Genomic DNA, 22,720 nt, shown 5'->3' with positions numbered 1-22,720 from the left:
ACGCACATTGAGGTCAGGTTGAGCAATGCCAGTTTACATAAATACACGGAGCAATTGTTAATCCAATTGTTTCAAAACGTTATCACTAGGATGCTGATTTTAACAATTCAAATTCAAAGATCGGTTGTTTACCCCTTAATTCAAGGAATGCTAAAAACTGTTGGCTTGAGTGAGTGATAATTTTTTCCGTCGGCATCTCCACTTCTTCAAGTAACTGACTGGTTAGCTCAAATCGCCCGACAGCATCGCAAAAGTGCGCATCACTGCCCGTGGTGATGTACGCATCATGCTCTTTTGCAAGGCGCGCAATGTCATAACAGCGTTCAACGCTGCCAGTGCGGCTATGGCCTTTCAATGTCGAGTTATTGATTTCTATCGCCACGTTGTGTTTCGCCGCACAGCGAATAACAGCCTCAAAATCAAAGTCAAATCGTGGGTTTCCTAAGTGCCCTAGAGCGTCCACTTTCCCACCCTCTATAACGTTTAGCAAAGCCCTGGTGTGTGCCTGCTTATCGGCAGGTTGGTAAACTGGCTCATGAAAGCTTCCGACAACCCAGTCAATTTCCTTGAAAGAACTCGGGTGGACGTCGATATCGCCTTCCGCATTTAGGATATTGGCTTCGACGCCGCGAATAATCGCGACGTCAGATAGGAATCGAGGAAGAACCCTTTGGTTGGAAAAAAACCAATAGTGAGGAGCGCCTGGCATGGATTCAGCATGATCGGTCGTGCAGAGGATTTTCAGCCCCTGTTCACTCGCGGCTCGCGCGTTTTCAATAATGGTACTGTAAGCATGACCACTGGCGTAAGTATGGGTATGGGTATCTACAACAAACTTCATTTATTCCTCACTCATTCCTTTATGTTTCTGCGACGATTATTAGGGCTTGTTGACCTGGTAAGAAAAAGTTCTTTGACTAAAAGAAGTCAATGCTACCACGGCCACTGTTCGCATCTTTAGTCGGCTTTGATTCTGGCTCCTTGCCCACAGTCGCGGTGTTCTCTGACTTTTTGTTCTTCTTTGGGTTGTCTTTTTTTCTTGGCTTCGCGCTTTGCGATAGACCACTTGTTGAAAACGAGTCACTTTTCTTGGGTTTTGAAGGCTTGTTTTTACTCGCTTTTTTCGCCTGCTTCTCTTTCTTAGGCTTGTCTGCTGCTTTTTTAAGTGGCTCTTCTTCACTGACAGGTTGGTCGCAAACTACAACGTAATACTCTTGGTTAAACTCAAAGAAGTCACCATCGTACATTTTTCGGCGTTTTCGAGTTTCTAGCTCACCATTCACGGCCACATAGCCTTCACTGATGATGTGTTTTGCCTCGCCGCCGCCACCGACAAGATTGGCAATTTTGAACACTTTGTATAGCTCTATTGGTTGGCTTGTTACATCAATACCAATGGCTTCTATTTCGATTTCTTCACCTTCATACTCGTTTGAGTGCAGGTCTACTTCTTGATCTTTCATTATTTAACTCGGAACGACAGTTTTGCGTCAGTTTACGCCTTTCCTCACTCCTTTGCACTGCTTTACAGATAACAAAAAAAGCCCCCGATGAATCGAGGGCTCTATTTGGCGCTTTAATAAACCCAGTTAATACTGGTATCGCTGGTCGACACCAGTTGCTGTATTGGGTCTGTTCCATCATAGAACCATACTTCAATCAATAATTGATCGATATGCTCTGGTGTAGAAAAGTCCATACTTGCAACCCCAGCGCTCAATGGCGACTCTGCGATACGTGTACCGTAGTCAGCCTGAAGACCTGTGTTGATGTCACCAGAGTAGCCCGCATACACCGATAAATAGGCTCGGTTGGTCGAGAGGCTACTCACGTCAACAGTGATTTCAACTACATCGACTGGGTGATAACTAAACCCTTCAGGAACAACAAGTTCCGACGTTTTTTTAGAAGGTACTACCTCTGTGACCACTTCTGTTGAAGGCGTCGTTGTCCCCGTATCTCCGGCTGGGTTGCCACCCTCATCAGATGGGCCAGCACTGTTATCGGTTGAACCGCCGCCACCGCCGCCTCCACCACACGCAGTAAGAGCAAGAACTGATACAAATGCTAATATATAATTTTTCATAATCCTTTCTCCCTACGGCTCGTAGCGTTTGTTAGGTTGAGCATTGTCAGACATAAACCAATCAGCGTTTTGTTGGCCAGCGTTAATCGCCCAGTCTTCAAACTTCGGATAGGCTTCGAGTAAATCAACTTTTTCTAATGGCCATAGCCACTCGTCGTTTATTATCAATGCCCAAGGTAAGTTATTGGCCGTTTTGTAGTAGACATCGCTTGACGGGTTACTACTGTCCGCACCCATACCGTACATATTGGTATCGAACTTCTCGGTCGGTGCCATGTCCGCTAAATGCAGCTCCCAACCACGTCCTGGGTGGAAGTAGCCCTCTCCATGGTAAAGATCTGGCGTTGCAAAGATGAATGGGTCGTAAGGCATATCAATCAAGGCATTGCTTGATACGCCATCTTTTACACTCACATGCAGTTCAAATGTAAATTGAACATCTTCTTTACAGTTAGAGCGTGTTCGGTGGAACTGACAAGATCCTTTGTAGGTCGCGAGGTCATTGTTAACGATAAAGATGGCTTCGTTGGAATCCGCCTCCAATCCGCTTTCAGGTTGAAGTACGCTGTTGTGGTATTGGCGCGTCAGGGTTGTATCGATATCATCACGGTTTAAACCTTGCAGCCTAACCGCAAATCCATTGTGATAATCGGCACCGACTGCAGCTAGATAACCTGATATCGTTGATTTAATGACTTCGCCATCTCTTAGCACCTCAGTAATGCGATATCGCATAACCACATCATTCATGTCGTAATCAGCGGTATAAGGCCATTGGTCTTCATAGGCGATTGTGACGTAGTTGCTGGCATCTGGATAATGACGCACGCTTACCCCAGTTGAGACCACTGTTAGCTGATGGTCTTCTACCTCACCTGAAGTAGAACCACCGTCATAACTTAGCCCGGTTTGTTGGCTAAATCTAAATCGGCTCCAGGTCGTCCCCACGGTCGCAGCGAGATCGACAGTGAAAATCAGATCGTTATTGCCAGCAGAAAGCAACTGGTCTGCAAATACCTGCTCACCTTCATCTGCAAAGTCACCATCCTGGTTCCAGTCAAACCAAGCAGAAAGATAGCCTGCTGTCGATGCGTTTACCCGCACAATTGAGTCTAAACCTGCCTCGTATGAGGTGACGAAACCCACTCCATTTTCATCGTCAAAACCGCTGTCATCATCAGGAATGTTACCCACAAGGCCATCTTGCTCACCGTCCGGTTCACCAGCGCCAAGCCATGTCATGCCGTCCATCTGGTGTCGAGGTCCATTGCTTGAAAGTGTGGTGTTATAAGTATCAGGAGCGTCACCAAAATCGATGGTAGAGTCTTCGTCGATAACGGGCGCATTGGCGCAACGTGCACCATCGTTTTGACCAGACATTGGACCATCAGCAAACTTCACCGCCGTGACAATGCCGTTAGCAATGTTGCTCGCGTTAGAGTCCGATAAGTCGACTCGATATATCTGACCATCTTGGTTTCGTGATACGTAGTAGTAACCATTCACATCAAAATAGCCTGCGCCAAATGTCCCTAGCTGCCCGGTGTCCCCAACGTAGGTGGCAGAGCCAGTATCGGGATCAAATTCATACAGGAAACCTGAGTTATTATCGATGCCGTAAAGTTTTTCTGTACCCGGGTGAAATGCAAAATCAGTGAGCTTCACGGTGGCTGTGCCGGTTACTTTCACCACTTGAAGTACAGCATTAGGATCAGAATCTAGCGGGGTTAAATCAATGGTAAACAGCCCCTTCCCTGTGCGGTATAGGTAATAGGTTTTATCGAAAACATCACCAACATAGAAGGTGTGGTCAGTGGGTAAACCTGTAGTATTGATCACCTCTGCCTGAAAGTCGGCACCCAAACGAACAATACGTTTATTCGTGGTGTCGTAGCCATAGATGTATCGGCTGTCAAAATCAAAACCGACACCGTTGATGTTAACGTTCATTCCGGTATCGCTTTGTAACAGTGTGGTTTGACCCGTTACCAAATTAACGCCGTAAACCTGCACTGGCGATGACTGGAACAGATACGCTTTACTTGGACAGGTTTCAAATGGTGCACTTAACGCCATAGGAACCCACAGTGAAATTAATAGAATGAAGCAACGTTTTATGAACATCACTACTTGTCTTATCATCGTATTTGGCATCGTTTCTTCCTTTTCCTTAACGAAGTAACAATATCTATACAAAACTGATGCCAGATAATTTAAGTCTTAAAATCAATGATATAGCAATGTTACCTCTCATATTCTCAGATTGATTTTTAATCTGATTGAGATTTTGAATGCTATTAACCCGCCCTAAAGGAAAAATATTTGAGGCACCTCCCAGTTAATTAACAGGCAAAACTGAATAATCATCTACCAAGCATTGTAATCAAAAGGAATGACTATGATTGTCACTACGACTCAGAGTGTTGAGGGTAAACGCATTGTTGCTTATAAAGGTGTCATTGCAGGTGAAGCGATATTAGGCGCCAACCTTTTTAAAGACATGTTCGCTGGGATCCGCGATCTGGTTGGCGGTCGCTCAGGTACGTACGAGCGAGAATTACAACGCGCCCGTGAAATTGCCTTTCAGGAGTTAGAGCAAAAAGCCCGTGATGCTGGCGCGAACGCCGTTGTTGGTGTTGATATCGATTACGAAGTGCTGGGACAAGCAAATGGCATGTTGATGGTATCCGCAAGCGGTACGGCGGTTGTCGTAGATTAAAACTGCATTAAAAAAGGGCAGCGTTCGCTGCCCTATAATCTTCTCAACTACTCTATTGGTTTGTAACTTTCAATATCGGTGCCGAAACATCGCTCGCATCTAAAATGAAAGTAAAGTTTCCTTGTGCCCCCACACTTAACTCACAGTTACCGCTATTGCCAAGTGGCAAAGAGCTCCCATCTAGGATGCTTGAGCCATCACAACCAATGTTCGGGTCTGTCCAGTCTGCGTCTGAAAACTTAAATTGATAATCGCCTGCGTCTAATGAAGCGGTCAGTTGATATAGACCGTTACCCACAAAAGACAAAGCCCATTCGTCACTCGCTCCCCAACCATTCATTTCACCTTTTACATAAACCGTCGTATCTCCGTATGGTGGAATAGCCGAGGTATCTTTACCCGAATTATCAACCGGTAACCCCTGACCTTGCGCATCACCAACCTGCGGTAAAACGAACACAGCGGTTGTCAGTGCTGGAACGCTAAACTCACTGTCGGCAAATACGGCGCTTCTTACCGTACTATCAGCAGAGTTTGCCTGAACGTCGTGGAGGACAAAGTTTTCTGTACCATCGATACTAAATGACTGGCTTTGAGCGCTGGCATTGACCACGACAACAATTGCATCGTATTTAGGATCTAGGTTAGCCCCTGCAGAAACGCCATCATCGATAGACATAACAATCAGGCCTTGAGTTTGATCAACACCGACGTTACGAAAATCAACGCGTGTCATCACTTTGTGTTCTGAGTTTAGACGAAACAGCGGGCTGTCATTTCGGATTTGAAGAAGTTCGATAAACTGCTGCTTAGTAAGCTCAATATCGGTCGGAGATGGCTGCGCGCTGCTATCAGCAATAATTTTCTTGATTAACGCCCAGTTTGCACCGTCTTTGTCTTCTCTTGGCAAACCCACATTCCAGTTGTTGTCGTCACCGTTAAATTTCACGCGGTTAAACCAATCACCAGAGTCGTAAGAATCACGCTGCATGGATTTCGAACGTAGCAATTCAGATCCCATATGAATAAATGGGATACCCTGACCAAGCATCACCGTCGATAAAGAGACCGTTTGCATTCTTGCACGCTCTGCTGATGATGTTCCTGTCGCGATCTTATAAGCGTTGTTATCCCACAGTGTTTGGTTGTCGTGTTTTGATACGTAGGAAATATTTTCCGAAGGCGCTAAGGTGTAGCCCGCTGGCGCCCCGTTATAGTCGACGTCTTTACCTTTTCGAACCATACCTTTGGAGTCGATGAGAACATAGTTAGCAAGGTTGCCAGCCATCCCCAGTCTGACGATGTCCTGATTGTGAAGCATGCCATCTAGGGTTTGTTGGTCACTCTTGCTCTCTTCATTAGGATACGCGGCGTTAGCAAAGCCTTGATTAAAACGAAGTGGATGGTTACCTGAAGAATCTTGCCCCCCATCAAACGGACTTCCGCCTCGGACCGCATCACGCAATCGGTCAGAGAAAGTACCTATGCCCGTTCCAGCCATGTTGATTTGAGTTGATTGCTCAAAGCGCGCGTTGTTAGCGACTTCTCCAAAGTCCCACCCCTCTCCGTAGAACAACGTATTAGGATCAATGCCTCTGATATCTTCCAGCGCCTGAACCATCAAATCTTTGGGTTGATGACCCATTAAGTCAAAACGAAAACCATCCACCTTGTAGTCATTGGCCCAAACTTTTAACGAGTCGACCATTAACTTACCCATCATCAGGTTTTCTGTCGCGGTATTGTCACAACAGGTTGAATTTTCAACGCCACCAGTATTAGGGTTGAGTCGGTGGTAGTACCCAGGGACAATCTTATCGAGTACCGATTTGTCATTCACGCCAGACGCATTGGTATGGTTGTAGACCACATCCATGACCAGTTTTAATCCCATGTCATGGGCCGACTGAACCATAGTGCGGAACTCTTTGATTCTCACTGAACCCGACGCATCTGTCGCGTAACTCCCCTCTGGTACGGTGTAATGATATGGGTCATAACCCCAGTTAAAGCTGTCTAATCCACGTAAATCGTTCATCAGTGCTTGAGCTTGGCCTGTTGAGACGTCGTAACCATCTAAAACCGTTTCAATCGTTTGAGACCAGTTTTCTGTCGCGCAAATGGACGCGCTTTGTTTCACCTCACATAGGTCACCAACCGTATCCGTAATATCGATTTGTTTAGACTCATCAATAGTTGCAATATCAAACGCTGGTAAAATGTGAAGAGTGGTTAAGCCGGCTTGTTGCAACGTTTTAAGGTGCTGCACCGATTCGCGCGATTCTTCTGTTAGCGCAAGGTATTTACCATTTAGCGAAGGCGTACCTGTTGTATCACTAAAGCTAAAGTCACGAATATGAGACTCATACAGCACGTGGTCGACATCATTGGCTAGAATTGGAGCTGGATTCTCCCACCCAACTGGCATCAGAGCCGTATCGTCCAAATCAATAACGTGTGAGTAGCGAGAATTGGCTGACAGACTCAAAGAATAAGGGTCTGTGACCATGCGAGTTTCGACGCTTCCTGTCACAGGGTGGTAAACCGTTACCTGATAACGATAATAAGCGTTTAATGCACCGCTAATAACCTCTGACGACCAGACACCAGTGCTGCCGTCTTCTGTGAGTGCATGCGTTGCTACAAGCTCTTTATCATCGTTGTACAATTCTACTTTGACATCTTTTGCCGTTGGGGCCCAAAGTTTGAACGTGGCATCACTGCCAGACACTATCGCCCCTAGCTGCTCACCAATAGCATTACCACCAGCTTCGTCAGCAAATACCGCATCAAGCACACCAGCACTTTGAACCTCAGTTGCGGCGATTATTCCACCATCAGAACGATACGCTGCTAAAACAATTTGAGACTTTAAAATGGTGCGCAGCTGATCGGGACTGAATTGATTAGCGATCGAGGTGTGGCTTGCTAGGTGACGAAATCGATCTTTGCGATCGGCAGATAACTCACCGCTGATGGACAAATCTAACGCTGTACCACCCACGATATTTTTATCATCATCCATGGTGATGCCGCCCGTAGGGCTATAAAAAAGTCTGACCTTATCGGCACCCTGCGCAGCTTCCCAAGCAATGGTTTCAGCGTCTAGCCAATGCGCTTGCCGTCCATCGATGGTTACCGGGCGCTCGATTGTCGGTACATAATAAAACTGACTGCTGCCGTGGAACCCGAAAACCCCTTTGCTTTCATCAAGCTTAAGTAATTCCACTTTACTGTTAGCGCTACCAAATGCTTTGTCATCCCCATTATGCAATATAAAATTCATGCATTTATGTGGGTCGGCAGCGTCAGGGTCTACTTTTAATACATAGTAAGCCCCATAGAGATCACTAATACCATCCATAAGTTTGGGCGCATTCCAATCTGTTCCCGTTTCTGCAATATTCATTGCCACAAGATCAGTACTGTTACATCCGTCTCCATTCCACAGGTGCAACCCCCACCCCTCATAAGGCGTTCCCGAAGCTGGTGCCATATCTCGTTTGTAATAGATGACGACTTCGTTAGCGCCTGCCGGATACAGACCAGAGCTCACCATTTCTTCGTTACTACTATTGCCACTATTACAACCGACAATTATGGCAAGAGAGCATATGGGTAGCGCAAACTTCACCGCGTTAGATAAAGCTGATTTTTTCGTATTCACGTTATTAACCTTTTGTTATTTGTATAAATGATAAAAAGTTGAACGTTTATGCTAAACAACAGTGGTGTCTGCAAAATGTGAATGGTGCGATTAAAGTTAATGTAAGGTTAAAATTTAGTATTGGTTGGAATGTTCATCACAGAATGTAAGAGCAAGATCGTCAATTACGAGAGAGAGTACTCACTAATTTGTGACTGTTTTATAGGGCGTAGATTGGTAGGAGGAGAGAAAAAGGCTGAGCAATACGCCTGCATAGCGCGATCTAGCTCAACACTTTTCACTCACATTTTTTTCTATGAAAATTATCTTATCCTGACTTAAAGCATTTCTTTTGCTATCAAGTGAAGTAGGTAGGTTTCTCGTTCTATACTCATGCCTTTTTTCGGACTTTCGGCAATGGTCTTTTCATTATGAGCAATGGCATCGTGGATATTTACCCACAACGCTTTCATACCATTTTTGACTTCATAATCTTCGTAGTCCGTGTCACCCAACTCTCTATCAATTTTGCAGGTATAGCAGTAGGAAATCATATGCATCACATCTGCATCGCCTTTATACCAGGGCCTGAACTCCTCAAACAATCCGTATGGCTTAATTTGATGGACATTTTGAGCACCTGTTTCTTCTTGCAGCTCTCTAACCATTCCTGCAATAAGATCTTCTCCTTCATCCAAACCACCACCGGGAAGAGAATAATCATGATAGCGCTCGGTATAAAGCAAAAGGATGTTTTCACCATCAATAGCCACCGCGCGCGTTGCGTTTCGTTTGATGATTTTCTTATCATCAAGGTGATCAATATCTGGGTGAGTAAGTGTTTTTATGTGTCTCATATGGGTAGCCAGCTTGGATTTTTCCGCAAGTCTACCATAGACATATTTTATTACACTTGGGTTGGGGAAAATTGACATAGTACCTATGCAACTTAATTGCATTTCTTGTACATTAGCGCCCATAAAAGTAGCGCAGAAGGAACTGTATGCAAACGTAATAAATAGGCTTAGCACCATGTTGTTTATGCAAATTAGATCCCCTTTTAACATATTGTTTATTTTAGCTTTATGTTTTCCCCCTATTCTCGCTAATGCGAACAATCATGATTTCTCCAACCCGACACAAAATCATGACACCGAGGCCACATACCTCGAATATCGGTCAACTTCTAGTAATCGCTTTTTAGAAGAACTCGACAGACAAGACGACTTCGCTGCAGCGCCTTACAAAGTGTCACTCTTTAATCCAACGAATGGTGAAGACAGTGAGCGTTTATGGTCACAAACAAAGTCTATTGGCTTTTACGGCCTTGGTGTTGCTGGCGCGTTGGCGTTAATGCCTGAATCAATCACCAACTGGGAAAAAGATGACGTCCAGCTGATGAACCAGTGGTGGGACAATGTTCGACAAGGCCCCGTTTGGGATCGTGATGCTTGGGTAATCAACTACATTGGTCACCCCTATTTTGGTGGCGTGTATTACCAAGCCGCCAGAAAATCGGGTTATCGACAGTGGGACGCCTTTGTGTATTCTGCATTGATGTCGACATTTTACTGGGAATACGGCATCGAAGCCTTTGCGGAAATTCCATCTATTCAAGATCTGGTTGTCACCCCGACCTTAGGTTGGGTTTACGGCGAATGGGCTTTTCAGAAAGAACGTCAAATTCGTTTAGGTGGTGGCACTGTTATGGGCTCTCAAGCGATAGGTTCTACCGCCCTTTTCTTCTTAGACCCAGTAGATAGTATTGGCCGTGGCGTTAACAATATGGCCGGTAAAGAACTGGTCAAGGCGGGGACGGGTTATATGGGGATTCACAGCAATGTTCTTAGAAACGGTGATGTCGAAACCCAGTACCGCGTACAACTTAACTACGCGTTTGGTGCTGGTGATACCGCTGATGGCCTAAAACTAAGACAACCTAAGTCTTACAGCGACATCACGGGTGACCCTGTCACCTACGGTATCGTTGGTTTGAGCCTCGGTACCCACTACCCTGTATTAGACAAAGACAGACACTTAAAAAGTGACTTTGCTCCTTCCTTTACATTAGGCCTTTATTTTACAGAGCATTTTTCAACGCGCCTGTCGTATATGAGGGGCGAATACGAGTCGTTGGTTGAAACAAGAACGCACACCTATGAGAACTATAGTCTCGACTTTCAGTACTACTTAAACGCTAGTAGCCGATTGAAGCCTTATATTAACGCCGGTCTTGGTGAAGCTATGCTCGACATGGATAGATCAAACAAAAAGCTTCAAGTGAATGTAGGTACAGGCTTGCATTACTCTCTAAACTCTAATTGGTCGATGATGCTTGACTGGCGCTATGCGCATCATCGCAATAGCGGTGCACGCGATCATTTAATTGGCAGTCAGGTCATCTATCGATTTGGTGAAGGCAACAAATTGATCTAATAGTCACAATTGCGCATCCTTGTGTGGTGCGCAGTTAACTTTCATCCAGTCGTGATATATTCCCATTTGCTGTTCGATTATAAAACTTGAAATGAGTAGAATTATTTACCTAGCCAGAACACATTTTCTGATATTTCTCCTACACTTAACACATTGCCTCACTTCCCCCTAGGAGAACGAATGAAAACAACAAACTGGCTAATTGGCATTTTTGCGGTGGCTGCATTGGCAGGGTGTTCGAGTGAACCCGATAAGTACGATGTTGATGAGATAGACGTGGTTTCAGATCCTGCCTTTATCTACTGCGTCGAACAAGGCCACAAGCTTGAAAAGTTCAGCGAAAATGGCAAGAGAGTGACCTATTGCGTGATGTCTGAAGACGAAAAACAGAACGTTTGGGAATATTACGAAAACAGAGATAAACAAGAACAATAACTATAAAAGGAGCACAAAATGTGCTCCTTTTTCATTTCCACCAGCTAACCTGATTGTCTCGTTCAGGATCCAAATAACGATTTAAAAAATTCATCTGACTGTCGAACATAGCGGCATATTCGGCAATGACACTTAGGTCGCTCTCTTGCGATGTGGCTTCAATGACCCTTTCAATAGCAGGCAGCTGAATCTCGAGTAGTGGAAAAGAATTAACGCCTTGCAACAGTGTCTTTATTCGTGCGAGCGTTTTACGCGCTTTCGCCAGTGGTACTTCGCGCACAAGCGACAACGGCCGAGCAAAATTGCCATCCCTCACACCTTCTAAATACACTCGATAAGTGGTCAACTCATCCAGCGCTAAGAAAAGTCTTCCTTGCAGAGATTCGTGTGGGTATGAGGCCAGTATATGGTCGGACAGTTCGTTTGAAATCGATAACTCAACCCCTTGCTCTCGACATTTTTCGACCAATACACGCAGCAACCCCTGCTCATCCATTAACTGCTGGATCTCGAATATCCGTTGCAAATGGTAGTCATTGGAAACAAACGTCACCTTCAGGTTCTGCCCTTTACTAACGAGCTCACTTGCCAGTAATACCTCAGCCAGATGACGGATGTTTTCGACTGTGCTAGTAGAGTGCTCTTCTAGAAGCTGAGTAGCAAAAGATAAAGGCGCATCACTGCGTAGCTGAAGCTGTTGGAAATAGTCATTGAGACGGTTAGCCTCTGAAACAGATTGATGATTGGTAATGCCACCACAAAACACCAGAGCCGTAGACTCTGGCCAAAGCTGTGTCGATGTTAATGCCTCAACTCGAGAGCGCCCTTCAGCAGTCAGTTCGTTTTGACATAAACGCTTTCCTAGGACCACCACCAGTCCATCGATCTTCGACATTGAACTACTCGACGATTTCCCAACTGTGGGTCATTTCAACACCAGCGCCAAGCATCAAACATACAGAGCAGTATTTCTCTAAAGAGTCTTTGGTCACTTTTGCTACCGCTTCCTGACACAAATTGTCACCGCTCACTTCAAAGTGAATATTGATTTTAGTGAAAATACGAGGAGCCACTTCACGACGTTCGGTTGTGAGCTTTGCCACGCAGCCTTTTACTGCCTGGTTTGCAGTTTTCAGTCCGTCAATGACGTCAACTGAGCTGCAACCACCAGCGCCCATTAGCACCATCTCCATAGGGCTTGGGGCTAAAGCACCGGCACTGCCATCCATCATGACAGCATGACCCGATTGAGATTCACCCATAAACTTAAAACCATCGACCCATTTCACTTCTGCTTGCATTGTGTATCTCTTATGTTTATTTGTTACATGATAAGGCTTTGAGTGATCCTAACTAGGAGTCACTAACGTATTTTAACGATATCGCTACGGTTTAGAAATCTTTTCTCCATGTCTGTGAAATTTTTTTCTCCGTTGGCCGCTCTAATTACAAGACTTTGTTCACCCTTATAATGGAGTATCCATGTTGAAACTTGCCAAATTTGCGTTCGCGCTGCTAATTGCGACGCCTATCATACTTGGTTTAACGAGTCACAAAGGCAATGCCGAGTTAACCACATCACAGAAAGCGTCAGGAGCTGAAATAGCGACCCTTGCTGGAGGATGTTTCTGGTGTACTGAGTCGGACCTTGAACAACTGGATGGCGTTATCGATGTGGTTTCTGGCTATTCAGGGGGCCAGAACGAAAACCCCACTTATAGCCAGGTGTCCTCAGGAAAATCAGGCCACATTGAAGTCATTCAAGTGGTTTTTGACCCTCAAAGAGTCAGCTATCAAGCCGTTCTTGACCAATTATTCCGGCACATGGATCCCACCGATCCCAATGGTTCGTTTGTCGATAGAGGGCCACAATATCGACCCGCGATTTTCTATCACTCAAAAGAGCAAAAAGAAATTGCTGAAAAATTTATGGCTCAAGTTGAAGATCTGGGTATTTACAAAAAGCCCCTAGCGACTGAACTTATTGAGTTTACGAAGTTTTGGCCCGCCGAGGACTATCATCAAGACTACTACAAGACCAATAAAATACGTTACAAATACTATCGTTATAACTCTGGTCGCGATCAGTATTTAGACCTTATTTTTGGCGCAGATCGTGAAGATAACCCAGTCACACTCACCGAGATGATCCGTCAAGCAAACTTGTCTAGCAAGGTGTATACACGCCCTAGTGACGCTGAGATAAAGAATTCACTTAGCGCTATCCAATACTATGTGACCCAAGAAGAAGGTACCGAGCGCCCTTTTGATAACGAATATTGGGATAACAAAGAAGCTGGCATCTACGTCGACATTGTCAGCGGTGAACCACTGTTTTCGTCAACACACAAATATAAGTCAGGAACAGGCTGGCCAAGTTTCACCCAACCAATCAATGACTACTACATCAAGAGCGTTACCGACTACAAACTGCTTTATCCACGAACCGAAATTCGTAGCCGATTCGCAGACTCTCACCTTGGCCATGTATTTAAAGATGGCCCCAAGCCCACGGGTTTGCGCTATTGCATGAACTCAGCGGCGATGCGCTTTATTCCGAAAAGCCTACTTGCACAGCAAGGTTACGGGAAGTATCTGTTCCTCTTCGAACAATAATGTTTGCCAGTGACTCTGGATAATACAGTGCCGTGCGCGATCTAAGTACTCGTATTGCGTACTGCCCTCTCGCACTACCAGGCTTCCCCTTTACGACCAATGCCAGTATTGACGGCAATAGCGGCTGTCGTTTAGCCACTGGGATTTCGCTCAACTTACGACCTCAAATAATCAAAATTTGACGTAAAATCAAAAAGTTCAGGTAGAAGACGTGGCTATTAGCATATAATAAGATACGTTAAGTGGATCAGAACAAGGTGCTTCCCCCCTTACTCATCCTCTTGAAGACATAGTCTGAGTATCCAAATACCTAATGACCGCGCACTGGAACCGATGAATGAACGATTTGATTAAACAGGTTGAGACATATATTCAATCTTTCGGCCATGATTGGCTGAGTAACGTATTACTGATCACCGCCGCTAGCTTTATTGCCTGGTTGCTATGGCGCGTCCTATGCGGCCGCCTTGATAGTATCGCAAAGCGTACCAATCTAGCTTGGGATGATCTGATCATTCGAGCACTCAAAACACCGATTAGTGTTTTAATATGGTTGTGGCCCGCAACGATATCTCTTGGCTTAATTATTGATAGTCAGACGAAGATCAGTAGCGACTGGCTCAGTGACGTAGATCTTTTATTGGTGATTGGTTCATTTGTGTGGATAACGCTGAGACTCATTCACAATATTGAAGCCTACGTACTTGCGCAGAAAAAGCGGGATGAAACGACGGTACAGGCGGTTGCTAAAGTCGCCCGCCTCTTTTTTGTCGCTGTCGGTATTCTCACTGCGATGCAAGCCTTTGGGTTGAGCCTTTCAGGTCTACTTACTTTTGGTGGTGTCGGTGGTTTAATTGTTGGTTTGGCAGCAAAAGATCTGCTGTCGAATTTTTTTGGTGGCATGATGATCTACTTCGATCGTCCATTCAAAGTTGGGGATTGGGTTCGCTCACCGGATAGAGAAATTGAAGGGACGGTTGAACGGATTGGATGGCGTATGACCATTATCCGTACATTCGACAAGCGTCCGCTGTATGTTCCTAACTCAGTATTCAGTAGCATTGTGGTTGAGAATCCTTCGCGTATGCTAAACAGAAGGATCAAAGAAACCATCGGACTGCGCTACAGCGACGGAGACAAACTGGCGAAAATAGTCAGTGACGTAAAAGCCATGCTAGAAACCCATAAAGACATCGATGCTAAACAAACGCTAATGGTCAATTTTGATACGTTTGGTGCCTCTTCGCTGAACTTTTTTATCTATACCTTTACCAAGACTGTCAACTGGGCTCGTTACCATGAAGTAAAACAAGATGTGCTGCTAAAGATTATGGCCATTATTGAAAAACACGATGCTGCCATTGCCTTCCCAACGCAAACACTGCAATTCGAACAGCAAAGGCGTGATGAACCAATGACGCCATTATCAAACAACGACTAGTTCAAAATCCAGCCAACAAAAAAGCCTTCATTACGAAGGCTTTTTTTCTATCCGTGTCTGAAGCTAGGTGGAAACTATGCTTTTCGACGAGTTTCAACTGCATCAGCAAGTTGACGAAGTACCTTTTCAGTATCTTCCCAGCCAATACATGCATCAGTAATAGACTGGCCATACACTGGTGCCACGCCGTCCACGAGATCCTGGCGACCTTCGACAAGATGAGATTCAATCATGACACCAAATACAGCGTCTTCACCACCAGCGATTTGTGCACTGACATCATCAGAAACGACTTTTTGACGTTGGAATTGCTTTGAGCTATTCGCGTGGCTGAAATCAATCATCACCTTTTGAGGCAAACCAGAAGCTGATAACTCTTCTTTAATTGAAGCAACATGATCCGCACTGTAGTTTGGCTCTTTGCCACCACGTAAGATGATATGACAATCAGGGTTACCGGCTGTTTCGACAATCGCAGAATGACCGTACTTGGTTACTGATAAAAAGTGGTGTGATGCACTTGCTGAACGAATAGCGTCGGTAGCTATTTTAATATTTCCATCAGTACCGTTTTTGAAACCTACTGGACAAGATAAACCTGAAGATAATTCACGGTGAACTTGCGATTCAGTGGTACGTGCGCCAATTGCGCCCCAACTGATAAGGTCGGCTACGTACTGTGGCGTGATCATATCTAAGAACTCACTCGCGGTAGGCATCCCCATATCAGTAAGATCGAGCAGAAGTTTACGGCCCATACGCAAACCATCATTAAGTTTAAACGTATCATTCAAGTAAGGGTCGTTAATTAAACCTTTCCAACCAACAGTTGTACGTGGTTTTTCAAAGTACACACGCATGACTACTTCAAGGCGGTCACCAAGCTCCTCGCGAAGAACTTTAAGGCGTTTACCGTATTCTAAGGCTGCGTCTGGATCATGAATAGAACAAGGACCAACAATGACCAACAATCTGTCATCTTCACCGGTGAGAATATTATGGATAGCTTGACGAGCATTAAAGGTTGTCGAAGAAGCCATTTCTGTTGCGGGAAACTTCTCAAAAACAGCAACTGGTGGTAATAGCTCTTTTACTTTGTTAATTCTTACATCATCGGTCTGAAACATTGCTTACATCTTCCTTTTCATTGTACCTAGTAGATACATTAAACAACCATCCATGAAATATAACGGAGGTCTTACTACTCTTTCCATGTAACTTATCGGTTAAAAACAAATAGTGCAATCATTATTTACACCGAAAGGCAATATTTGATCGCGTTTTGATTAATTCACACGGTGTAAAACAAAGTTTACACTTGATTTATTATTAAATATCATTAGGTTAAAATAAATTTATCAAATAATCACTCTTAAGTGAAATGACAATGATCATCATTCTGCAAATTTTAACTTTGATTAAATCGTGACCAACATCATCATTCGAACACTCAGTTCAACATCGAAAGCCCCAACCTCGCATGAGTCTCTCATGGCTACCCACAACTTTTTCTGTGGTAAACTGCCCTTATAATTGTCAACAAACTTAACAGCGATGACAGCACCAAATAACCCGCTACCCGATACGTATTATCTCTCCAATTTCGTTAAGTTGGTGACACACGTCAGCGAGTATTATACCGATCTATTGTTGCCCTCAGAAAAAGCCTGGATAGACCAATTTTCAACGCTAGAAAATAGTGAAAAGTGTTGCCTGATCCGCCTGCTAATGCGCAAAGGCTGTTGGTTCAGAAGTGATAAGTTTCATTATCCGGAAATCGAAAATATTCCCGGGGCATTGGCTGCGTTAGAAAAACTCCGTTTTATTGAGCTCAATCCACCAATAGACGCGGCACAGTTGGCTCAGCATATATTGACTAAGCCAGAGTCCATCGCTTTTTGGCCTACACTACCCAAAGGGCTATGTAAGGCAGCGTTAATTAAAGAACTTAGTCATAGCGAGCGCTACCCTCGCATTGCTTGCCCCTTTGATGTTATTTGTTTACTCGACGATAGTATATTGACGGTATTGTGTACTCTTTTCTTCGCCAATGGTCATCAGGATTTTAGTCAGTTTGTACTAGAGGATTTGGGTATTAATCGCTTCGAGAATTACCCCTTGGAGCACCGTCATCGCTTTTTCACCTCACGACACGAACTCAATTCATTACTCGCTCTCAATGCGTTAAGTGCAACCATGTCAGATTCAGATCTAAAAAACACCGCGGTAATTGATGCACTGGCAGGTCAAATTCCCGCACTTACGGGTCATGATCACGTTGACAGAAAACGCGAAAAGCTCATCAACGCACTGGCTCGCGCCTACGAAAGGGCGGGCTGTGATGAACAAGCACTCTCACTTTTTCAACTAACCGCCCTGCCCCCGAGTAAAGAACGACAAATTCGCATTCTAGAAAAACAGAATCGAGACGAGCTTGCCTGGTCATTGGTCTTAGAAATACTGGCATCACCTCAAAACATTTCTGAATATGAAGTTGCCGAGACTTTGCAGCGTAAGCTAATTCGCAAGTCGGGGGCCAAACCAGAACGGGTTAAGTTTTCTCCACCCGAGCGCCGTATTGCACTGGATCTTAGCCAAAAGCGTGTTGAGTGTGCCGTGGCTGACGACCTCACAAAGCAAGGCTGGCAGGTATTCTATCTCGAGAACCACTTCCTGAATGCGTTATTTGGGCTCGCATTTTGGGATATTATTTTCGCCCCGGTAAAAGGCAGTTTCATCAATGCTTATCAGTCACAACCCCTTGATATGTATCACGAGTCTTTCTATGCCAATCGAAGAGCGTTAATCGAGGCAAGGCTCGATATCATTAAGGCTGAAGGCATCACGCCGTTTTTATCACTGTGCAGCACCAAGCAAGGGATCAGCAATCCCTTTATCCATTGGCCAGCCATTGACATAGCCTGGTTAAACTTGGCAGCGGACCACCTCAATGGCCCCCTACTGTACGAGCTTTTCAACATTATGCTTAAAGATTTAAAGCAATATCGTACTGGTATGCCCGATCTTATTGCATTTAAGGATGAACAGCTTTTATGGTGTGAAGTCAAAGGACCAGGTGATAAATTACAAGACAACCAAAAACGTTGGATGCGACAATTTGAACGCCTTAACATCCCATATGAAGTATGCTACGTCGAGAATCAGTCAACCACGTGTTGATACTAACCAACAACACAGCCTCATCGGTTAGCGCTGATCTCTTTTAGTTCTTTATGCGTAAATTTTGTTGAGTTGCAAAGTGTGCGGCCTTCAACGAAAACGATTTAAACGACATGACAACATTTTTAAGGAAAACATGGACTCAGTAACCCAAGCGGCACTCGGAGCAACCGTAGCCGGAGCAATTGCAGGAAAAAGATGTAACGCCAAAGTTCTGCTTGCAGGCGCGGCACTTGGCACTCTTCCCGATCTTGATGTGGTGCTTGATTATGGTGACGCCGTCAGTAACACCATAAAACATCGAGGCTTTAGCCATTCCCTCTTGCTGCTTCCGCCTTTTGCATTGCTAATTTCCTGGCTTTACTGCCGCTTTAGACCTGATGCGTTCTGGACATTTATGCGCGTGTTTTTGTTGACGGTGAGCGTACTCCTAACCCATACCCTACTCGACGCGATGACGACCTACGGAACCCAGCTTCTCTGGCCTTTTGCAGGCTACTATGAACTGCGCAATATCTTCATCATTGACCCGTTGTATACCCTGCCGCTTCTCATCGCGATTGGCGCTGCACTCATCTTTAAACAGCGTGGAGGCGTCTGGTGCCAAAGTGTTGTGTTACTTTCTACGGCATACCTAGTCTGGGGTTATGGCGCGCAACAAATCGTTGCCAATCGCGTCGAAGACAATCTACTTTCACAAAATCTCCCCAATCAACACGTTCTCATCACCCCTACTCCTTTTAACACGCTATTGTGGCGCGTAGTGGTTATGGATGGTGAACATTACTGGGAGGGACTTGCTTCTCTACTTGATGATGAGCAACACATCGATTTTGTCTCGCGCCCATTACAATCGTGGCCATTAAGCGATAAACCTGAAACTCTGCGCGGATTGACTGCCTTCTCACACAATTTTCTCAATTACCGAGAAGAAAATAACGCCCTTATCGTCTCTGATTTAAGGTTAGGTATGGCCAACAATCTGGCCTTCGAATTTATCTACGCACAGAGAGGCAGTGATGGCGAGTGGCAGCTTCTCGCCGCCCCACTTAGGCATACCAGTGAAAGAAGCCTGGATCAGCTCGGCGCTCTATGGATGCGTATGAAAGGCGACCAAAGCATCAATGCGGATTTGGAAGTAATGGACTTGAGTCTCAATCGATGAATACTGATAGCCCACCGTATATTGGCGGAAGATCTGTATAAAGTCATGGTGGTGCTATCGTTAAAGTCAATTGACATCTCAAGTACCGCCTTGTGACGTTGATAGGTACGCATACGGCTCTACATCCACACACTATTCGTTATGTACGCGTGCACTTTCGTACGCGTGTATTTCGCTTCTTTCTGCCCAAAGTTTTCATCACCAATAGCGCTAACAACATCGGTACACCGATCAGAATGATTTCTTTTACAAATGGTAGAATAAACATCAATGCAGCTGGACCACTAGGCCCATCTCCATCACCATGGGAGAATCCCTGCTGATTAATTTGGTTAGCAAAGTCTGTCATTTCTAACATCACCATCAGTGCGCTGATAATAATCGATAGAGTCATCACCACACTCAACCGTGGCTTCCAGTGGTATTTGAGATATTTCATCGTTATGCCCTGTTCTCTTTCATACGCTGAGTGAACTTAACGATCCACTTCCAGTACAGCGCCAGGTGAATGCCTATCATAGGCATAATTAATGTGGCCGAATCGTGATGAATCTTTGACCAGAAATCTTGAATTTGAATATCAATATTCAAAGCTGGTAGCAATGCGATTGAAATAAGAAATCCACTCACAAATACAAGCAACATAACCAGATACAGCAAATAGGCCCAAACAATCCCAAACTTCTCTTTCATTGGAGCCTTCGACGATACTCGGCGGTAGCTCGATTTGATCCAATCCCAATGAAGCAAAATATGGATAGCAAACGGAACAACAAATAACAAACTGCCCCATTCATGCAATGGCACTCCGGTCGATTGCGGCGCAGAAACGAGCATAAAGCTAATCAGAAGAAGACCATCCATGACATAACGTGTTTTCTGTAGATTTTGTTTCCAATCAGACATTGCTTCTCACCTTTTGCAGCCTTCTTTAACGGATCAGATACCCGAACATCTCTGCTATGATTACCGCACAACTCGTGCTATTCAATAATCTTTACAGACAATTACATGAGCGCAAAATCGAATAACGCTTCATGTTTACGCTTTTTGATTGACGGAAGCAGCAATATGGTCGGCCTATACTCTAGCGACTCTCGACAATATTCCCGCTAACCAAATAAAGTGTTAAGATCATCACATCAACAAAGCTGAAGTGGCTACTGGGTAGTATGCGTAGCGAAATGATAATTGCCTTATAATGCTCTTCATTTATGTTACTCACTACAAAATACCCACTAATAACGCCGTTCAATAAAAAGGTTATTTTTCAAATGGTTGCAAATAACATCCAATGGTTTCCGGGCCACATGCACAAGGCTCTTAAAGAGATTGAGGAAGTCATTCCACAGGTCGACGTTATCATCGAGGTTCTCGATGCTCGTATTCCGTTTAGTAGCGAAAACCCAACGATTTCCCGCTTAAGAGGCGACAAGCCCGTAGTAAAAGTGCTCAATAAGCGTGATTTAGCGGATCCTGAGAAAACCGAATTGTGGATCAAGCACCTTGAAAAAGAGCAAGGCGTTAAAGCAATGGCCATCACAACAAGCGTTGCGCAGGAAGTTCAACAAATCTTAGAACTGTGCCGAAAGCTTGCTCCTCACCGTGAAAGTATTGGCAAAAATATTCGCACCATGATCATGGGTATTCCTAACGTGGGTAAATCCACCATCATCAACAGTCTTGCTGGGCGCACTATCGCAGTGACAGGTAACCAACCAGCAGTGACTCGACGTCAGCAACGTATTAACTTACAAAATGGCATCGTGCTTTCGGATACTCCTGGGGTGCTTTGGCCGAAAGTAGAAAATCCACACAGTGGTTTTAGACTTGCGGCAACTGGTGCTGTAAAAGATACCGCAATGGAATACGATGAAGTGGCTTTTTATACGGTTGAATACCTTGCCCAGCAATATCCAGAGCGACTTAAAGAACGATATCAATTGGATGAGTTGCCTGAGTCTGATGTGGAGTTGATGGAAGCGATTGGTCGTAAGCGGGGCGCACTGCAATCCGGTGGTCGAGTTAATTTGCATAAAGCTTCAGAGATTCTGCTTCATGAACTACGTAATGGCACATTAGGCCATATCACGTTAGAGCTACCTGAGATGATCACCGAAGAACTGGTGCAAGTCGAAGAAGACATGGCTCGTAAAGCAGAAGAAAAAATTAAGAAAAAAGAAGAACGAAGAAAACGTTATTTAAGAAACAAACGCTAACTTTTCAACAACCTTTACTTTCAACAGCCTTTGTTAACGCAAAGGCTGTTTTGTCTCACAACTAAGAATATCCAATTCTGATTTAATACCAATATTGACGGCATTATCAAATAAAACGAGAATCCTGCTCGCAATCAATGAGTTATATGGCAGCCACACCGAAACTATATGTACTATGGATGAGTACTCAAAGTTTCAGTCTCATTTGTTTTTCTTATCAGTACCTATGGTAGGCATAGGAAATAAGTCTAGTGTAATTCTCCATAGTCAATTGAGGTGTTCTTTGTCGTTGCAGTCTAATTCCAACCACGTCTTTCTTCGAGTGCCTCCTGGTATCGACTGTCCGGTATTCTTATGGAAGAGATCAACAAAATGGTAGAGCATGGCGCAACACGAAATGAGTTTGAGCAACATGCCTATAAATTGCACGCTGATCTTAAAAAAACAGCCAAAAGTAAAGCGTTTAAGTCAACCGAGTATAAAGCTAACCTTATTGTTCAATCAGTAAACGAATCAAAAGTTTACTTACACCCTGCACGAATCAAAAGCGGATTTGAACTGCATATGAGCTATCTAACCGAAAAACATGTCAATATGGCATTTAAAAATGCATGGCAGCAACCTAAAGCTCTTTTTGTGGAAAACCACGTATTTTCGGACAGCGATCAAGAAGCCGCATTAAAAGTCATTCAGTAAGAAATCGATTCGCTGGCGTGAATTAATTTGGCAAAGAAAATTGCCCGATGATGGATTTATTCTTATTATCAGCATATTAAA

At 44.5% G+C, this 22,720-nt stretch carries 20 protein-coding genes; 9 read left to right on the top strand and 11 right to left on the bottom strand.

From position 1 onward, the window contains the following. Positions 1–85 precede the first annotated feature (85 nt). The 4 genes from LNL84_RS05715 to LNL84_RS05700 form a co-directional block, all read right to left on the bottom strand. The gene (locus LNL84_RS05715; RefSeq protein ID WP_244355767.1) at positions 86–841 is read right to left on the bottom strand and encodes a phosphatase; all 756 of its coding nucleotides are present in this window, start codon (positions 839–841) and stop codon (positions 86–88) included. Positions 842–917: 76 nt separating this feature from the next. After that, complete coding sequence (locus tag LNL84_RS05710) at positions 918–1,463, bottom strand: RNA-binding S4 domain-containing protein (RefSeq protein ID WP_244355766.1); 546 nt, start codon at positions 1,461–1,463, stop codon at positions 918–920. Between the two features lie 113 nt (positions 1,464–1,576). Next, a complete protein-coding gene (locus tag LNL84_RS05705; protein WP_244355765.1) occupies positions 1,577–2,086 on the bottom strand; it encodes a hypothetical protein in 510 nt (169 codons plus the stop codon). Positions 2,087–2,098: 12 nt separating this feature from the next. Next, positions 2,099–4,210, bottom strand: a complete 2,112-nt coding sequence (locus tag LNL84_RS05700; protein WP_244355887.1) for an LruC domain-containing protein — start codon at positions 4,208–4,210, stop codon at positions 2,099–2,101. Positions 4,211–4,484: 274 nt separating this feature from the next. Here LNL84_RS05700 and LNL84_RS05695 point away from each other — a divergent pair, with 274 nt between their 5' ends. Beyond that, positions 4,485–4,805 carry a heavy metal-binding domain-containing protein gene (locus LNL84_RS05695; RefSeq protein WP_244355764.1) on the top strand — a complete coding sequence of 107 codons (321 nt, stop codon included), beginning with the start codon at positions 4,485–4,487 and terminating at the stop codon, positions 4,803–4,805. A 52-nt stretch (positions 4,806–4,857) separates the two neighbouring features. On the opposite strand, the gene pulA is transcribed toward LNL84_RS05695, so the two are convergent. Next, complete coding sequence (gene pulA, locus LNL84_RS05690; protein ID WP_244355763.1) at positions 4,858–8,472, bottom strand: pullulanase-type alpha-1,6-glucosidase; 3,615 nt, start codon at positions 8,470–8,472, stop codon at positions 4,858–4,860. 317 nt (positions 8,473–8,789) lie between these two features. Further along, positions 8,790–9,308 (bottom strand): NUDIX hydrolase, encoded by a 519-nt coding sequence (locus LNL84_RS05685; protein ID WP_244355762.1) that lies wholly within the window; start codon positions 9,306–9,308, stop codon positions 8,790–8,792. A gap of 184 nt (positions 9,309–9,492) precedes the next feature. On the opposite strand from LNL84_RS05685, the gene LNL84_RS05680 reads away from it, so the two are divergent. Both LNL84_RS05680 and LNL84_RS05675 read left to right on the top strand, forming a co-directional pair. After that, positions 9,493–10,887, top strand: coding sequence for a DUF3943 domain-containing protein (locus tag LNL84_RS05680; protein ID WP_244355761.1), 1,395 nt, complete (start codon positions 9,493–9,495; stop codon positions 10,885–10,887). 180 nt (positions 10,888–11,067) lie between these two features. Next, the gene (locus tag LNL84_RS05675) at positions 11,068–11,322 is read left to right on the top strand and encodes a putative hemolysin (RefSeq protein WP_244355760.1); all 255 of its coding nucleotides are present in this window, start codon (positions 11,068–11,070) and stop codon (positions 11,320–11,322) included. A 31-nt stretch (positions 11,323–11,353) separates the two neighbouring features. On the opposite strand, the gene LNL84_RS05670 is transcribed toward LNL84_RS05675, so the two are convergent. Beyond that, positions 11,354–12,217, bottom strand: coding sequence for a YdcF family protein (locus tag LNL84_RS05670; protein WP_244355759.1), 864 nt, complete (start codon positions 12,215–12,217; stop codon positions 11,354–11,356). Positions 12,218–12,221: 4 nt separating this feature from the next. Continuing rightward, complete coding sequence (locus LNL84_RS05665) at positions 12,222–12,623, bottom strand: OsmC family protein (protein WP_244355758.1); 402 nt, start codon at positions 12,621–12,623, stop codon at positions 12,222–12,224. Between the two features lie 181 nt (positions 12,624–12,804). Between LNL84_RS05665 and msrB the strand changes: the two genes are divergently transcribed. Continuing rightward, complete coding sequence (msrB, locus tag LNL84_RS05660; protein ID WP_244355757.1) at positions 12,805–13,938, top strand: peptide-methionine (R)-S-oxide reductase MsrB; 1,134 nt, start codon at positions 12,805–12,807, stop codon at positions 13,936–13,938. A gap of 337 nt (positions 13,939–14,275) precedes the next feature. Continuing rightward, a complete protein-coding gene (locus tag LNL84_RS05655) occupies positions 14,276–15,379 on the top strand; it encodes a mechanosensitive ion channel family protein (RefSeq protein ID WP_244355756.1) in 1,104 nt (367 codons plus the stop codon). Between the two features lie 74 nt (positions 15,380–15,453). Here the strand turns inward: LNL84_RS05655 and aroG are convergent, their stop codons facing one another. Then, on the bottom strand, positions 15,454–16,506 hold the full coding sequence (gene aroG / locus LNL84_RS05650; RefSeq protein ID WP_244355755.1) for a 3-deoxy-7-phosphoheptulonate synthase AroG: 1,053 nt from the start codon (positions 16,504–16,506) through the stop codon (positions 15,454–15,456). Positions 16,507–16,933: 427 nt separating this feature from the next. Here aroG and LNL84_RS05645 point away from each other — a divergent pair, with 427 nt between their 5' ends. Together LNL84_RS05645 and LNL84_RS05640 are read left to right on the top strand one after the other, a co-directional pair. Then, positions 16,934–18,559 carry a VRR-NUC domain-containing protein gene (locus LNL84_RS05645; protein ID WP_244355754.1) on the top strand — a complete coding sequence of 542 codons (1,626 nt, stop codon included), beginning with the start codon at positions 16,934–16,936 and terminating at the stop codon, positions 18,557–18,559. 136 nt (positions 18,560–18,695) lie between these two features. After that, the gene (locus LNL84_RS05640) at positions 18,696–19,724 is read left to right on the top strand and encodes a metal-dependent hydrolase (RefSeq protein WP_244355753.1); all 1,029 of its coding nucleotides are present in this window, start codon (positions 18,696–18,698) and stop codon (positions 19,722–19,724) included. A gap of 139 nt (positions 19,725–19,863) precedes the next feature. Here the strand turns inward: LNL84_RS05640 and LNL84_RS05635 are convergent, their stop codons facing one another. Further along, positions 19,864–20,163 (bottom strand): hypothetical protein, encoded by a 300-nt coding sequence (locus LNL84_RS05635; RefSeq protein ID WP_244355752.1) that lies wholly within the window; start codon positions 20,161–20,163, stop codon positions 19,864–19,866. Between the two features lie 2 nt (positions 20,164–20,165). Continuing rightward, positions 20,166–20,630: a DUF4405 domain-containing protein gene (locus LNL84_RS05630; protein WP_244355751.1), complete on the bottom strand. Its 465-nt coding sequence runs from the start codon at positions 20,628–20,630 to the stop codon at positions 20,166–20,168. 368 nt (positions 20,631–20,998) lie between these two features. Here LNL84_RS05630 and ylqF point away from each other — a divergent pair, with 368 nt between their 5' ends. Further along, positions 20,999–21,943: a ribosome biogenesis GTPase YlqF gene (ylqF, locus tag LNL84_RS05625; RefSeq protein ID WP_244355750.1), complete on the top strand. Its 945-nt coding sequence runs from the start codon at positions 20,999–21,001 to the stop codon at positions 21,941–21,943. Positions 21,944–22,297: 354 nt separating this feature from the next. Further along, a complete protein-coding gene (locus LNL84_RS05620) occupies positions 22,298–22,639 on the top strand; it encodes a hypothetical protein (protein ID WP_244355749.1) in 342 nt (113 codons plus the stop codon). Positions 22,640–22,720 lie beyond the last annotated feature (81 nt).

This window comes from Vibrio gelatinilyticus, from assembly GCF_022836845.1.
Taxonomy (GTDB): Bacteria; Pseudomonadota; Gammaproteobacteria; order Enterobacterales; family Vibrionaceae; genus Vibrio; species Vibrio gelatinilyticus.
Note: the sequence above shows the minus strand (reverse complement) of the source record. Positions and strands in the feature narration are given on the sequence as shown.